This is a genomic window from Fibrivirga algicola, from assembly GCF_011742925.1.
In the GTDB taxonomy this organism is placed as follows: domain Bacteria; phylum Bacteroidota; class Bacteroidia; order Cytophagales; family Spirosomataceae; genus Fibrella; species Fibrella algicola.
On record NZ_WAEL01000010.1, the window covers coordinates 134,780 to 150,263 of the forward strand.

Below are 15,484 nucleotides of genomic sequence, written 5' to 3' on the forward strand. Positions count from 1 at the left end.
GTTTGAGGTTTGTCGTTGCGCTGCTCACCCAACCAATCGTTAACTGGCAGCGCAACGACAAACCTCAAACCATAAACCACAAACTGGTTATTTATTGTCCAATCAATTCCCGGTAGGCAGTAGCCGATAGCAGATCATCGGCCTCGGTGCCTTCGGTGAGTTTCACACGAACGATCCAACCCCGTCCATAAGGGTCGGTGTTGACAAGCTCGGGGCTCTTTTCAGCCTCGTCGTTCATCTCCAGTATTTCGCCGGCAATGGGAAGAAACAGGTCCGATACTGTTTTAACGGCTTCTACCGATCCAAATATTTCGCCTTTAGCCAGGGTTTGGCCCAGCGTGTTGATATCCACGTATACGATGTCGCCGAGTTCGTGCTGGGCAAAATCGGTGATACCTACAACAGCCGTACCATCGGCTTCGATGCGAATCCACTCGTGGTCAGGGGTGTACTGGAGTTCGTCGGGGAACGTCATTAGTGTCTGTATTTAAGATGCGCAAAATACGGCACACCGGCCCGCAATTGCAAATCGACTGTGGCAACCAAACTGTGACGCACAACCCTGAATCGCGTACCTTTGTGGCCATGTATACCCGTATTCTGCTGCCTGTTCTGTTCCGGTTCAACGCCGAATCTGTTCACTATTTTGCCATGTCGGTGTTGCAGTTCGCCCATCGAATTCCGGGAGTACCCGGGTTGCTTCGCTGGCTATACACCTATAAACACCCCAGCCTTGAGCGTACTGTTTTCGGGCTGCACTTCCCTAACCCGGTTGGGCTGGCGGCGGGTTTCGATAAGAATGGCGAGTGGATTGCCGAACTCAGCAGCCTTGGGTTTGGCTTCATCGAAATTGGTACGGTGACGCCCCGCCCGCAGCCCGGTAACGATAAACCCCGCCTGTTCAGGCTCAAAGCCGACGGGGGGCTGATCAATCGGATGGGCTTCAACAACAAAGGATCCGGACCAGCGGCGGGCCGTCTCGGTCATTACCGGGACAACGCAGGTACGTCGCGTATTCTGATTGGCGGCAACATTGGCAAAAATAAAATCACGGCCAACGAGTCAGCCATCGACGATTACCTGCTGTGTTTCCGCGATCTGTTCAACGACGTCGATTATTTCGTGGTCAATGTATCGTCGCCCAACACGCCCGGGCTACGCGATTTGCAGGAAAAAGGCCCGCTGACGGCCATCCTGGGTCGGTTGCAGGGCGAGAATATGCTGAAAAATAAGCCAAAGCCTATTCTGCTGAAAATCGCCCCGGACCTTACCGATAGTCAGCTTGACGATATCATCGAGATTGTGCAGGAGACGGGTATTGCGGGGGTGATCGCCACCAACACAACCATTAGCCGCGAGGGATTGGCCACGCCGGAAGCCACCGTGACAGCCATGGGTGCCGGGGGGGTGAGTGGCCGGCCGGTGCGGGTACGTTCTACGGAAGTGATCCGGTACCTGCACACCAAGTCGAACGGGTCGTTTCCGATTATTGGGGTAGGGGGGATACAAACCGCCGCCGACGCGCAGGAAAAACTTGATGCCGGGGCCAGCCTTGTTCAGGTCTACACGGGCTTTATTTATGAAGGCCCCGCCTTGGCCAGCAAGATCTGTAAGGGGCTGGTGAAGTAGCGTAATGTCGATACGTTCTGTCGCTGCGGCTCACATGCCCACCATTCGCCTCGCTGCCATTACCGATCATGACGCGATCTGGTCTATACTCGAACCGGTCATTCGGTCGGGGAATACGTATATGTATGCGCCTAACGCTACACGGGAGGAAATGCTGGCGATATGGTTTATGCCGGGTAAGTTCACATACGTGGCCGAACTAGAGGGCCAGCTTGTGGGTACGTTCTATCTGGTTGCTAATCAGCCGGGACTTGGTGCCCACGTGGCGAACGCCGGCTATATGGTGCACCCTGATTATCGGGGAAGTGGCATTGCGCAGGAAATGTGTCGCTTTTCGCTGGAAGAAGCTCGTCGACTTGGCTTCTATGCCATGCAGTTTAACGCTGTAGTGTCGACCAATATAGTTGCCGTAAAATTGTGGGAGCGTCTGGGTTTTACCATTATTGGCACCGTGCCGAAGGCGTATCAGCATCAAACGCTCGGTTTGGTCGATACCTACGTGATGTACCAGTGGTTGAGTTAAGACTTTAAACGTAGGTGTCAAGAAAATAAGACAGGCGCTGCTCATTTACCGTCTGGTTGGTGAGCAGCGCCTGTCTTATTTTCTTGACACCTATGTTCTAACTGGTAGTCTACTTAATATTCTTCCGGCGATTCCGCTGGAAGTCTTCGAACATCATGTTGCCGAGACCCTGCAGACCGCTGTAATAGGCACGTCCGTTGTTCACTTTGGTGAACTCCTGCACGAATTGCTTCAGGTACGTATCCGTGGCAATCATGAATGTCGTTACCGGAATGTCGAGGCGGCGGCATTGAGCAGCGAGCGTCAGGGTCTTGCTGACCACTTTTCGGTCGAGGCCAAACGAATTCTTATAGTACCGGATACCTTCCTTCAAACAGGTTGGTTTGCCATCGGTGATCATGAAAATCTGCTTGTTCTTATTTTTTCGGCGGCGAAGCAGATCCATTGCCAGTTCCAGTCCGGCCACGGTGTTGGTGTGGTAAGGACCCACTTCCAGGTACGGCAGGTCTTTGGCCTGAATTTGCCAGGCGTCATTACCGAATACCACAATATCGAGCGTGTCTTTCGGGTACTTCTGCTTGATCAACTCCACCAGCGCCAGGGCTACTTTCTTGGCGGGGGTGATTCGGTCTTCGCCATACAGAATCATCGAGTGGCTGATGTCGATCATCAGGACCGTGCTGGTCTGCGTTTTCTGTTCTTTCTCGGTGACTTCCAGATCGCGCTCCATCAACGTGAACTCCTCCACGCCGCTGTTTATCTGCGCGTTCTTGATCGATTCGGTCATCGAGATCTGCTCCAGCGTGTCGCCAAACTGGTAGGTACGCAGGTCGCTACTGAGTTCGTCGCCCGAGCCGGTGAAAGGCGTTTTGTGATTGCCGCCCGACTTCGACCGTTTCAGTTTACCAAAAATCTCGTCGAGGGCCGACCGGCGGATTGTCTGCTCGGTTTTGGGCGTGATCGAAATTTTTCCTTCCTGATTTTCTTCGGTTAGGTACCCTTTCTCCTTCAATTCGTCGAAGAAATTACCCATGCCGTACTTGTCGTCGGTGAGGTTGTATTGCCGATCGAGCTGGTTCATCCAGGCCATTGCCTGCTCAACATCACCCGACGTGATGAGCAGTAATTGCTGAAAGATATTGAGCAATTGATCGAATTTGCTACCCCCATTCTGCTCAGGTGGCACAAATTCAGAGAAATTAAAGCCTTTCATGAAGTAGCGTTTGATGTTTATCGTTTGCCATTTAACGTTGCGCTGCTTTAGCTGAGCTACGTGCCTTTGCAACGCAACGCCAAACCACAAACGACAAACATCAAACAGTAACTCGAAAACGCCCCCCCGTCTGAATTTGTTCGCCTGCGCCCTATTTGGCAAATTATTCGTAATTTCGCCATTCGTTTTTCGATCCGTGAACAGGGGGTAGCTCTGTTTTTCCAGTTAACGGCGCTTTGCTCCGTTAGACAATATGCATGATATTGAGGCCATTGGCGATTTGCTACGGCACCCCCATCGTATTCTGATTACCACCCACCAAAACCCGGATGCCGATGCTATGGGATCGTCGCTGGGGCTGGCTGGCTATTTAAGGCAGAAAGGCCACGCGGTGACGGTAGTGACACCGACCGATTATCCGCACAACCTGACCTGGATGCCCGGCAACGATTCGGTAATTGCCTACGACGGCAAAAACCGGACGCTCGTTGAAGGGCTGATGGCTGATGCCGACACTATTTTTTGCCTCGACTTTTCGGGCCTTGATCGCATTAAAGACCTCGGCCCGATGGTGCGCACGGCTACGGCTACCAAGGTGATGATCGACCATCATCTGGAACCGGAATCATTTGCCACTTTGGCTTACTGGGACCCCAAGGCCGCTTCGACGACTCAGCTCATCTTTAAACTGATCGATCAACTGGGTGAGGGTGAGCTCATCAATGCCGATGTAGCCGCCTGCCTGTACGCTGGGCTGATGACCGATACCGGTTCGTTCCGCCACCCAAGTACCACTTCTGAAGTACACGAGATTGCGGCGCAATTGCTGGCACGGGGTATCGACGTAAGCAGCATTCACCGCCGTATTTTTGACGGGGTATCGATCGATAAGCTTCGGCTGCTTGGGTACGTGCTGAACGAAAAATTACGGGTACTGCCCGACTACAACTTCGCTTACATTACGCTGACGGCCGACGAACTGCGGAGGTATCGCTCGAAAACGGGCGACACCGAAGGATTGGTCAACTACGCACTCTCGGTGGAGGGAGTAACGGCGGCGGCTATTCTTATTGACAGAGTCGACGAAATTCGGCTGTCATTCCGGTCGGTGGGCAACTTTTCAGTGCGCGATCTGGTGAGTACGCATTTCAACGGCGGCGGACATAAGAATGCTGCTGGTGGGCGTATGAAGTTGTCGCTGGCCGAAACAGAGCAAAAGCTACTGGCTATTTTACCCGATTACCAAGAAAAACTAATGGCTGTCTAACGCGCTTCGATGGCTCAATCAACTCATTCAACTGAATATAGTGTAACCATGCAAATTAAGACGCTTACCAAAGCAACCTTGCTGGCAGCCGTGATGATGGCTTGCGGCAAAGACCGTGTGCAGACTACCGAGACTGGTCTGAAATACCAAATGCACGATCAGGTAGAAGGAGCCCGCAAATCAAAAGTTGGCGATATCCTGACGCTCCACCTGGCCCTGAAAAATGCGAAAGACTCGGTTATTCGGGATACGCACAAAGAAGGTACGCCGCTGCAACTGATGCTGCAGGTTCCACCATTTAAAGGTTCCTTTGAAGAAGGTCTAGCTATGCTGGGTAAAGGTGACAGTGCTACATTCTACGTGAAAGCCGATTCGCTGTTCACGCGGGCTGGTCAGCCGTTTCCTCCGGGCATCACGAAGGGTTCAGATATCGTGTTCAACGTGAAACTGCTGAACGTACAGAACGAGCAGGAGTTCCAGAAAGCACAAACCGAAAGCCGTGACAAGCAGAAATCGATCGATGATAAAATCCTGACCGATTACCTGGCCAAGAACGGCCTGGCTGGTAAAGCACAGAAAACCGCCAACGGTGTTTATTACGTGATCAACCAAGCTGGCACTGGTGCCAAGCCAAACAAAGGCGACAACGTACAGGTGCAGTATACCGGTAAACTGATGAACGGTAAAGTGTTCGATAGCTCGCTGACAAACCAGCAGAACGGTGGCAAGCCGGTTCAGTTCCAGGTTGGCGTCGGTATGATCATTCCGGGTTGGGAAGAAGGCATCATGCAGTTTGCCAAAGGCACAAAAGGCACCCTGTTCATCCCATCGGGGATGGCCTACGGTCTACAGGGGGCACCGCCAACGATTCCGGCGAACTCACCCCTTATTTTTGATATTGAACTGGTTGACGTAACGAAAGGGCAGCCACAGCAAATGCCGCAGATGCCAGGTCAGCCACAGGGCCAGCCTCAGGCGGGTGGTCGTTAAGAAAAATTAACGGGTAGGCGGGTGGCAGATTTTGCCACCCGCCGCCGTTATACTGAGAGGCTATTCAAACGCTTCAGCCATTTTTGGGGTCTTATTAGCTTCTGGTTATTTTACAGAATTACAACCGACGGGTAACGTACTATGCGTAGCGTATTTCAACGATATTTTCTGCTGGCAACAGCGCTGCTTTCCGGACTTTGGCTGGTAGCGTGTGAGCAAACAGGCGAAGCTCTTTCAGACCGTAAGCAGCGTGAAAACGCGGCGGAGATTCAGCAATATATTACTGCCAATAACCTTCAGGCCACCCAGCTGGGTAACACAGGTACGTACTATGTAAAAACAGTGTCGGCCCCAACCAGCCAATCGGCAGAAGTAGGCGATGAGATTCGGTTCTTTGTTACCTCGCGCCGATTAGACGGTACCGTTCTCGATAGTACCGATGGGATCCACCCAGCTACGTACACCTTTGGCACAAACCCTACCCGGACCGGCGCGCTTGCCTATGGCTCGTACCTGTACAATACCATCACCAACGGTATTTTTCTAGCCCTGACGGTAGCACGTGAAGGCGAAAAGCTCACCATGCTGGTACCATCGTCGCTGGATGCTGGCCGGCAGGGTACGTTGCTCTTGCCGCAGTACTCGCCCATTCGGTACGACATTCGGGTGGTATCGATCCGGACAGAGCGGGAGCAGATCGACGAGTACATTGCAGCCAATAAAATTACGGTTACCGATACCCTGGATGGCGGCATCTGGATTGCCAAAACACTAGCCCGGCCTGACTCTGCCTTAATTAAAGTAGGAGAAACGGCGTCTATTCAGTACACGGGTAAGCTGTTGAACGGAACCGTTTTCGATACGAACGTACCTACAGCCTCGGCAATTGCAACGGATCCAACCAGCGCCACTACAGCTTACGACGTTACTGTTGGCCAGTCCTCTGTCATCGCAGGCTGGACGCTATCACTCCAGAAAGTGCGCCGGGGTGAGAAGTTCCTGTTGTTTATCCCGTCAGCTCAAGCCTATGGGCCAGCAGGTCAGGCGGGTGCGCGGGCTACTATACCTCCCTATGCGCCGCTCCTCTTCGAAATGAATGTGCTGCGGGTGAAATAAGCCGGTCAGACTCTATTTTTGTGAAGCCGTTGGGTAGGTACCCAACGGCTTTTTTTATCGCTATGGAACTCTGCTTTGCCACTAATAATGCCCATAAATTAGAAGAGGTTGCGGCCGCTTTGGGAGATGCTTTTCCGCTACGCACCTTACAGGAAATTGGTTGTACGGATGAACTGCCCGAAACCACCGGCACTATTCCCGGCAACTCGCACCAGAAAGCCAGGTACGTGTTCGACCATTTCAACGTGGCCTGCTTTGCCGACGATACCGGTTTGGAGGTAGAGGCCCTCAATGGTGAACCCGGCGTCGACTCTGCTTATTATGCCGGCGAGCCCCGCGACAACGAACGCAACAAGGCGCTACTACTCAAAAACCTGGACGGACAGACCAACCGCCGGGCCCAGTTTCGCTCGGTGTTTACACTCGTATACCGCACCGAAAGCGGCGATATAGTCGAACATCAGTTCGAAGGCATCGTAACGGGCACCATTCTAACGGCCCCACGCGGCGAAGGTGGTTTTGGCTACGACCCGCTGTTTTTGCCCGACGGCTATACGCAGACATTCGGTGAACTGCCGCTGTCGGAGAAAAACAAAATAAGCCACCGCGCTAGAGCGCTGAAAGGGCTGGTCGCGTTTTTGAGAAGTTAACCAAAAGAGACTGAATACAGAGCGGTCCGTCGTCAGGGCGCAGCATACATAGAGAATCAATTGGCAAGCTCTCTATACACTGCGCCCTGACGACGGACCGCTCTGTGTTCAACCGCCTTTAAGTTAGCAAAACGCGTCTTCGATATGCTTGATTTTCACGTCGCCTTTGGGGGTAATACTCACGGCCACCACGTCGAATCGGATATCGTGGTGCCAATCGCGGGCGTAAATGTACTGGTCGGCGGCGCGCATGACCAGATTGGCTTTTGTGAAGGTGACAAACGTTTCCGGCTCACCAAAGCTGAGGTTCGTTCTGGTTTTAACCTCGACGAACACAAGCATCTTATTTTTCTGCACAACCAGGTCAATTTCGGCATGCTGGTGGCGATAATTCGTTTCCAAAATCCGGTAGCCGTTTTCCTGCAAGTACTTCATGGCGGCTGCTTCTCCCTGTTTGCCCATGTCGTTGTGCTGCGCCATTTTTGTGTTTCATGTTTGTCGTTTGACGTTGCGCTGCGAATCACCGAAGAGGTTGATTTGCAGCGCAACGTCAAACGACAAACTAGTCAAAGTATAATCGTCCGATTCTGGTGAATGAAGACCCGGTCGTTGAAGACGAGTTTCAGGGCTTGAGACAGCACAATCTTCTCCACGTCACGGCCCATTGTGCTCATATCGGCGGCTGTGTGGCGGTGATCTACTTCCTGCGTGTTCTGCGCAATGATCGGCCCTTCATCAAGGTCGTTGTTGACAAAGTGAGCCGTGGCACCAATAATTTTCACGCCGCGCTCGTAGGCCTGCCGGTAGGGGCTGGCTCCCACAAAGGCGGGTAGAAACGAATGGTGAATATTCACGATCCGGTTGTTGTAGTGGCTCACAAAACCGGGGGTCAGCACGCGCATGTATTTGGCCAGTACCAGGTAGTCGGGTTGGTAGATAGCTAGCGTACGCAGCACCGCTTCCTCATGCTCTTCGCGCGTTTTATTCTCGTGGGTGATATAATGAAATGGAATCCCAAATTTGCTGACGAGCGGCTGCAGCGTGGTGTAATTGCTCACCACGGCCAGAATATCAGCGTCGAGCTCATCGAACCCGTACCGAATCAGGAGTTCGCCGAGGCAGTGATGCTCTTTCGTGACAAACACCACGATGCTCTTCTTTGCCTTCGGGTTAAGCCGTAGTGTCACGTCGGTCGGTAATACACTACGCAATTCGTCCAGAATGATCTGACCGTCAGGTGTTCCTTCAAATTCGGTACGCATAAAAAAGCGGCCATCGGGACTCACGTATTCATCATTCCGAATAATATTGAGCCCATGCCGAAACAATACACTGGTGACATGGTAGATAAGACCTGGCCCATCAGGCCCGTCCATTAATAAAATATGTTTAGTCATCCTCTGGTCGGCCTAAATGGCCTAAAATGATACATTGGCAGATAAATAACCGGGAAGTCGGCGGTGGTAAGTTAGGCAGTTTAGAGTAAAACTTACCGACAGTAATATTTTCGTACCCGTAAACTGCTTACTTAGCGGTGTTTTTAATTTAATGACAAAACCACAATCCTTACCCGCCGTGGAACGATTAGGCTCAACGACAAAACGCAAGCTGTTGCTTGAAATCGCCTGGGAGGTCTGTAATCAGGTCGGCGGTATCTACACCGTCATCCGGTCGAAAGTCCCCGCAATGGTTGAAAAGTGGGACGATAATTACGTCTTGCTTGGGCCTTATTTCGCTCAGAAAGCCGCTTCTGAATACGAACCCATTACTGAACCCGACGAAACCGAAATTGGGCAAACGGTTCGAAAAATGCGTCAGATGGGTTATGACGTTGAATATGGCTACTGGCTGGTAACCGGCCGCCCCCGCGTAGTGCTGTTCAATTTTCAGAGCTTGATGGACAAGCTCGATGGACTAAAAGGAGGCCTCTGGGAGCGTTACCAATTACCCACGCTAGGCGTTGAAGAACTGGTAGATCAGACCCTGGCCTTCGGCGAAATGGTCCGTGTGTTCATCAAGCTACTGGCCGATGACCACGCCCGCCGAATTGACCTGGCCGCTCATTTTCATGAATGGATGGCCGCTTCGGGGCTGCCCGATCTGCGCCGCGAAAATGTGCGGGTTGCTACAACCTTCACTACCCACGCTACTATGCTGGGGCGGTATCTGGCGCAGAATGAAACCGGTTTTTATGCACGCCTGAATACGTTTAACTGGCAGAAAGAAGCCCGCCATTACGGCATTGAGGCTCAGGCTACCATTGAACGACTGGCGGCACTGCAAAGCCACGTGTTTACTACCGTCAGTGATGTGACGGCCCGCGAATGCGAGGTGTTTCTGGGCCGTAATCCCGATCTGGTGTTGCCTAATGGTCTAAACGTAACCCGTTTTGCCGCGGCCCATGAGTTTCAAAATCTGCACGTGAAGTTCAAAGAGCGCATTCACGAGTTTGTGATGGGCCACTTCTTCCAGAATTACTCGTTTGACCTCGACAAGACGCTGTATTTCTTTACATCAGGCCGGTTTGAGTTTACAAACAAAGGGTATGACCTGACGCTGGAAGCCCTCGCCCGCCTGAACTGGCGGATGCGCGAAGCCAACATGGACACCACCGTGGTGATGTTTATGGTGACCAAGCAGCCCTACCGGTCGATCAACCCGGAGGTGCTACATACACGCGCCCTGCTCGACGAAATTCGCGAAACGAGCGAAGCGATCGAGAAGCAGGTTGGTGAGCGCCTTTTTCTGGCTTCGGCCTCGGGAAAAAGTAATAACCTGCCCGACCTGAACACGTTTGTCGATGAATACTGGCGGTTGCGGTTGCGGCGAACCATTCAAAGCTGGAAGACGAAACAACTGCCCCGCTTTGTCACGCACGATCTGTTGCAGGAAGACGACATGACGCGGTTCATTCGGCAGTCGAACCTGGTGAACAACGAGTATGACCGGGTAAAAATCGTGTATCATCCCGATTTTATCGCGTCGACAAATCCGCTCTTTGGCCTCGATTACAGCCAGTTTGTACGGGGTTGCCACCTGGGCGTGTTCCCGAGCTATTACGAACCCTGGGGCTACACGCCGCTGGAATGCGTAGTGCGGGGTATTCCAACGGTGACAAGTGATCAATCTGGTTTCGGCGATTTTATCATGCAGATCATGCGCGATTACGAAAACCGGGGAATTTACGTAGTGAATCGACGTACCCAGAATTTCAACGAAGCCGCCGATCAACTGGCTGACATTCTGTTCCGATTCGTGCGCATGAGCATGCGCGACCGGATACAGCAGCGGAACCGGGTCGAGAGCATTTCCGACGTATTCGACTGGACAAACCTCCGGTCATACTACGACACCGCCCATGACCTGTCGCTGAAGCGTTGGAAGCCAGCGTAACTGTACTTTCTATCCCTCTCCTTGCGAAGGAGAGGGAATTACATGACGTGGCGTAGTGTCTTGTGTTGAAACGGCTCACTAATTCGGGAGGGGGCCAAAGTCGGTTCCCGGCGTATTAGCGATCTCAACGTTTTTTCTGGAATCTATTCACGACCAGTAAACTGCGTTGAGGTATGTTATTTGTTACCCCTGTCGTTCAGGAGGAGTTCTTGTATTTTGTCTGGCAGTTTCAGTACATCGCTGCCGGAACGCTGACCACTACGGATGGCGAATTGGTTGAGGTACTGCATCCCGGTTTTAGAAATCATAATGCCGGCCCCGATTTTCTGAATGCCCGGCTGCGTATTGCGGGCGTAGACTGGGTAGGTACGGTAGAAGCGCATGTGAAAACGTCGGACTGGCTGGTGCATCGTCATCAGAATGATCGGGCCTACGACAATGTCATTCTTCACATTGTCTGGCAACATGACCTCCCCGTGCCTCGGCCTGATGGCACCCACCTGCCCACGCTTGAACTGGCACCACTCACGCCGGGTACGTTGCTCACAAAATATCAGGACTTAACCCAGGGCGCAGATGCTATTCCCTGTGCTGGTCAGTTCAGAATGGTGAAGCCATTGCGCCAGACCGCCATGCTCGACACCGCCCTGATGCAACGACTCGAACGCAAAGCCGACCTGGTGCAGGCTGTTTATGAGACTAGTGGAAACGACTGGGAAGAAACCGCTTACCGCCTGCTAGCTACGTACCTGGGGTCGAAGGTGAACGCCGAGCCGATGGAGCAGTTGGCCCGTGCATTGCCGGTTCGCATGTTGCATAAACATAGAAACAGCTTGATGCAGCTTGAAGCGCTGCTGTTTGGCACGGCGGGACTACTGCCTGAACCAGCCGACAAGGACGATGAGTATGTGAGTATGTTGCGCCGGGAATATCAGTTTCTGGCGACCAAATACGGCCTGACGGACAAGCAACTCCCCACTCATATCTGGAAATGGGGAAAGCTTCGCCCGGCTGGGTTTCCTACCATGCGGCTGGCCCAGTTGGCCCGGCTGGTTCTGGAGCACGGCAGCCTGTTTTCTGTACTCATTGATAACACCGACGCCCCAACATTGCTGAAAGCTCTGCAAGTTGTGCCATCTGACTATTGGCAAACACATTACCGGTTTGGAAACGCGGCTAACAAAGTGTCGTCGTCATTAGGCGGTGCTGCAGCCGAAGGATTGCTGGTCAACACGGCCGCTCCACTTGTGGCTGCCTACGCTAGGCACAAGGACGTACCTGATTTGCTCGACCGGGCCGTATCGCTTCTGGAGCAGTTACCGGCGGAGGATAATCGGATCACCCGTCTCTGGGATGTAATTGGACTGAACGTACGCAACGCTTTCGACTCGCAGGCGGCTATCGAATTGTACAACGAATTCTGTACACCCAAGCGCTGCCTGAGTTGCCAGATCGGCATCGCGCTGGTGCGATGACTGATCACAAACCATTGAAACTAGCTGCTAATCGATTACTTCTCCGTTAAGTCCTGCTGCGTAACGCGGACTTCGCTGATGCGCTTATCGTCGGCGGCGAGGACGTGGAAATGAAAATCGTCGAAGGTCGTTTCATCGCCGGTTTTGGGCAGTCGACTGAATAGTTCGAGCAGCAGGCCACCCAGCGATTCGCTATCACCCCGAACCTCGTCAAAGGCGGTGGGGTCTACATCGAGTACGCGGCATACATCGGTAAGCGAAGTACGGCCTTCAAATATGACAGTTTGCTCATCGACGCGGTGATACCCGGTAGGCGTTTCTTCGTCGAACTCGTCGTTGATATCGCCAAATATTTCCTCGATAATATCTTCCAGCGTTACCAGTCCGCGGGTACCGCCGTACTCATCGACGACAATGGCCATGTGCACGCGTTTCCGCTGAAAATCCTGGAGCAGATCATCTACCTTCTTGGTCTCCGGAATAAAGAAAACGGGACGCAGCAGCGACTTCCAAGCAAAAGAATCATCATTGGCGAGATGGGGGAGCAGATCTTTCAGGTACAAAATGCCCTCGATCTGATCAATGGTTTCGTTGTAGATCGGCACCCGCGAATAGCCCGCATCATTGAGTTGTTCGAGTAACTCGGGGAAGGCTAAATCGTTGGCAAAGGCGGTGATATCCATCCGGGCGCGCATCACCTGACGAGCTGTGAGGTTGCTGAAATTAACAATGCCCTTTAGCAACTCTTTCTCTTCTTCGCTTGAAGACGTACCCGTGAGTTCCACCGCTTCGCTCAACTCCTCGGCCGAGAGTTTGTAGCCCCGCCGATGAATCCGCTTGTCAACCTGATTGCTCATTGAAACCAGCAGGCTGGATATGGGCGCAAAAACGAGCATGGCCGAACGTGCCACCCAAAGTGTCCGATTGGCGACTGCGAGGGCATACTGAGCAGCGTAGATTTTAGGTACCATTTCACCGAAAACTACGATAACCAACGTAGTCGCCAGGGTAATAGCGGCTAATAACCAACCTGATCCGTGCGAGACGCCGGTAACTACCCAGGTCACGTAGGTGACGATCAAGACAATGGCGATGTTGAGTAGGTTGTTCAGGACAACCAGCGAGGCCAGCAGGCGTCGGGGACGCTCCAGAATAACCGCTATTCGCTGATAGGTGGGCGAATCACTGTCGCGGCAATTGGCTCTGTCCTGTGGCGTGAGCGTGAAAAAGGCGGCTTCTGCTGCGGAGGCCAGCGCGGCCAGTAACAGCAAGAGCAACACTACGGCAATGTATGGGCCGTAAAAACTAAGATAGGTGCTCCAGTCGTTGCCAACCGAAAGCACCTGTGTGGAAGACGGGTCGCCTGGATCCATAGAAGAGTAATCTGTTTCGGGTTTGTTGTTTGACGGCGCGCTGCTGACTAACTCAGATGCGGTGTTGCAGCGCAATGTCAAACAACAAACTCTAAACTACGTTTAAAATGGCAAATCATCGTCACCGCCATTCGAATCAAATGCTGCCGGGGCCGGAGCTGCCTTGGGGGCTGCCTGCCGGGCCGGTGCTGCTTGCGGAGCAGGCTGAGCCTGAGCTTGCGGACGGGGAGCCGCAGGGGCTGCCTGCTGCTGCCGTGGGGCGGTAGCTTCGAACTGACCACCATCTTCAGGGCGGTTACCCCCGATGAACTGGAACGTCTGGGCACGAACACCCAGCGAGAACCGTTCTTTACCTTCCTTATCTGTATAAGTCTCGGTACGCAGACGGCCCTCTACATACAACTGGTTGCCTTTTTTTAGGTATTTCTCAATGGTTTTGGCTTGCTCATTCCAGAACTCGACCCGAAACCACTCGGTTTGTTCAACGCGTTCGTTGTTCCGGTTGGTATACGTCTCATTGGTCGCCAGACTTACGCGGGCTACCACACTGCCGCCATCGAAATACTTCACTTCGGGGTCGTTACCGACGTTGCCAATCAGAATGACTTTGTTCAAACTTGCCATGATATACTATGCGTTAAAACTGTTTTTAAACGGGGGTTATAGGTATTAAAGATACTGAAAACTACAGACTTATCCAAACTGTTTTTCCACGTACGAAGCAATAAGGACAGGCTTTGGCAACTGCCTTACCTGCTCCATAGAATACCAATTCAATCCCTCCGGAAGCATCGTAATGCTGGTAGCCGGCAGGCTGATTTCAAAGAAAACAGCCTTGATCCGCTGGTGCGACAACAGCTGTTGCTCTGCAATAGCCGGGCCAACCAAAACGCCCTCCCGCGTCAATTCGTTCACCTCGTCAGGTACGTCTACCGAGCGCCAGTCAGGGGTGGGTTCGTCGGTTTCAGTGCCATAAAATTCGTACAGATTCTGCCATACATCGCGGCCCGTTCGCTCACGAAGTGCCAGTTTTAGTTGGTCGCCGCTGCCCTTTCTGAACACGAAATAAGTCAGGTAACGGTCCCGTACAGGCGCTTTCTTCTTTTTCACGGGCAACAGTTGCTGCCTGCCGGTAAGGTACGCCCGGCACTGTTGCTGGAGCGGGCAGAACAGGCAATTGGGTGCTACCGGGGTGCATTGTATGGCGCCAAACTCCATAATCGACTGATTATAGGTAGCTGGATCCACAGCATGGGCCATAAGGCGAACTGCCAGGGCGGCAAACGTCTTTTTGGCTTGCGTTGTGGTAATATCGTCTTCAATGCCAAACACACGGGCCAGCACCCGGTACACATTGCCATCGACCACCGGAACCCGCTCGCCAAAGGCAAATGAAGCTACTGCCGCCGCCGTGTAGGCACCGATGCCTTTGAGGGCAAGCAGGTTGTGGTAGGTGGCTGGAAAGTGCCCATCCAGCTCGCTAACGATGAATTTGGCGGTTTGATGAAGGTTGCGGGCGCGTGAATAGTAGCCAAGCCCCTGCCAGAGCCGGAGCAGTTCACGCTCGTCGGCACGGGCCAGGTCGGTCAGGGTTGGGTACGTCTCGGTGAAGCGCAGGTAATAGGGGAGGCCCTGGGCCACGCGGGTCTGCTGGAGAATGACTTCGGAGAGCCAGATTCGGTAGGGATCGGTGGTTTTGCGCCAGGGTAAATCGCGATGATGCTGGACGTACCAGGCTTCGAGCGTAGGGGCGAAACCGGTCACCTCTGGGTCACCGGTTGTTGCGTTGTAGTCTGATTGCCAGTTCAAAATAAAGGATACGATTTCACCGTTGAAAGGGAATAAAGAAGCGAGG

15 protein-coding genes are annotated in these 15,484 nt (G+C 52.9%); 8 read left to right on the forward strand and 7 right to left on the reverse strand.

The features are described from left to right. Window positions 1-91: 91 nt before the first annotated feature. On the reverse strand, window positions 92-475 hold the full coding sequence (gcvH, locus tag F7231_RS23165) for a glycine cleavage system protein GcvH (protein WP_085412598.1): 384 nt from the start codon (window positions 473-475) through the stop codon (window positions 92-94). A 110-nt stretch (window positions 476-585) separates the two neighbouring features. On the opposite strand from gcvH, the gene F7231_RS23170 reads away from it, so the two are divergent. After that, complete coding sequence (locus tag F7231_RS23170) at window positions 586-1,629, forward strand: quinone-dependent dihydroorotate dehydrogenase (protein WP_166693811.1); 1,044 nt, start codon at window positions 586-588, stop codon at window positions 1,627-1,629. Window positions 1,630-1,663: 34 nt separating this feature from the next. Next, the gene (locus F7231_RS23175; protein ID WP_229370277.1) at window positions 1,664-2,152 is read left to right on the forward strand and encodes a GNAT family N-acetyltransferase; all 489 of its coding nucleotides are present in this window, start codon (window positions 1,664-1,666) and stop codon (window positions 2,150-2,152) included. A gap of 109 nt (window positions 2,153-2,261) precedes the next feature. On the opposite strand, the gene F7231_RS23180 is transcribed toward F7231_RS23175, so the two are convergent. Continuing rightward, window positions 2,262-3,365: a vWA domain-containing protein gene (locus tag F7231_RS23180; RefSeq protein ID WP_085412600.1), complete on the reverse strand. Its 1,104-nt coding sequence runs from the start codon at window positions 3,363-3,365 to the stop codon at window positions 2,262-2,264. 253 nt (window positions 3,366-3,618) lie between these two features. On the opposite strand from F7231_RS23180, the gene F7231_RS23185 reads away from it, so the two are divergent. The 4 genes from F7231_RS23185 (at window position 3,619) to rdgB (ending at window position 7,388) form a co-directional block, all read left to right on the forward strand. Next, on the forward strand, window positions 3,619-4,632 hold the full coding sequence (locus F7231_RS23185; RefSeq protein WP_085412601.1) for a DHH family phosphoesterase: 1,014 nt from the start codon (window positions 3,619-3,621) through the stop codon (window positions 4,630-4,632). Window positions 4,633-4,680: 48 nt separating this feature from the next. Then, window positions 4,681-5,622: an FKBP-type peptidyl-prolyl cis-trans isomerase gene (locus tag F7231_RS23190; protein WP_085412602.1), complete on the forward strand. Its 942-nt coding sequence runs from the start codon at window positions 4,681-4,683 to the stop codon at window positions 5,620-5,622. Between the two features lie 141 nt (window positions 5,623-5,763). After that, window positions 5,764-6,738 (forward strand): FKBP-type peptidyl-prolyl cis-trans isomerase, encoded by a 975-nt coding sequence (locus F7231_RS23195; protein WP_166693725.1) that lies wholly within the window; start codon window positions 5,764-5,766, stop codon window positions 6,736-6,738. A 62-nt stretch (window positions 6,739-6,800) separates the two neighbouring features. After that, window positions 6,801-7,388: an RdgB/HAM1 family non-canonical purine NTP pyrophosphatase gene (gene rdgB, locus F7231_RS23200; RefSeq protein ID WP_166693726.1), complete on the forward strand. Its 588-nt coding sequence runs from the start codon at window positions 6,801-6,803 to the stop codon at window positions 7,386-7,388. A gap of 123 nt (window positions 7,389-7,511) precedes the next feature. Here the strand turns inward: rdgB and F7231_RS23205 are convergent, their stop codons facing one another. Then, a complete protein-coding gene (locus tag F7231_RS23205) occupies window positions 7,512-7,868 on the reverse strand; it encodes a YraN family protein (protein ID WP_166693727.1) in 357 nt (118 codons plus the stop codon). A gap of 86 nt (window positions 7,869-7,954) precedes the next feature. Then, window positions 7,955-8,785 (reverse strand): formyltetrahydrofolate deformylase, encoded by an 831-nt coding sequence (gene purU / locus F7231_RS23210; RefSeq protein WP_166693728.1) that lies wholly within the window; start codon window positions 8,783-8,785, stop codon window positions 7,955-7,957. A 151-nt stretch (window positions 8,786-8,936) separates the two neighbouring features. Here purU and F7231_RS23215 point away from each other — a divergent pair, with 151 nt between their 5' ends. Together F7231_RS23215 and F7231_RS23220 are read left to right on the forward strand one after the other, a co-directional pair. Next, a complete protein-coding gene (locus F7231_RS23215; protein ID WP_208295669.1) occupies window positions 8,937-10,781 on the forward strand; it encodes a glycosyltransferase in 1,845 nt (614 codons plus the stop codon). A 173-nt stretch (window positions 10,782-10,954) separates the two neighbouring features. Then, complete coding sequence (locus F7231_RS23220) at window positions 10,955-12,256, forward strand: DUF2851 family protein (protein ID WP_166693729.1); 1,302 nt, start codon at window positions 10,955-10,957, stop codon at window positions 12,254-12,256. A 35-nt stretch (window positions 12,257-12,291) separates the two neighbouring features. Here the strand turns inward: F7231_RS23220 and gldE are convergent, their stop codons facing one another. From gldE to mutY, 3 genes are all read right to left on the reverse strand, one after another. After that, window positions 12,292-13,629, reverse strand: coding sequence for a gliding motility-associated protein GldE (gene gldE / locus F7231_RS23225; protein ID WP_085412608.1), 1,338 nt, complete (start codon window positions 13,627-13,629; stop codon window positions 12,292-12,294). Between the two features lie 102 nt (window positions 13,630-13,731). Next, a complete protein-coding gene (locus F7231_RS23230; RefSeq protein WP_085412609.1) occupies window positions 13,732-14,253 on the reverse strand; it encodes a single-stranded DNA-binding protein in 522 nt (173 codons plus the stop codon). Between the two features lie 69 nt (window positions 14,254-14,322). Next, entirely contained in the window at window positions 14,323-15,438 is a 1,116-nt protein-coding gene (mutY, locus tag F7231_RS23235) for an A/G-specific adenine glycosylase (protein WP_229370280.1), read from the reverse strand. Window positions 15,439-15,484 lie beyond the last annotated feature (46 nt).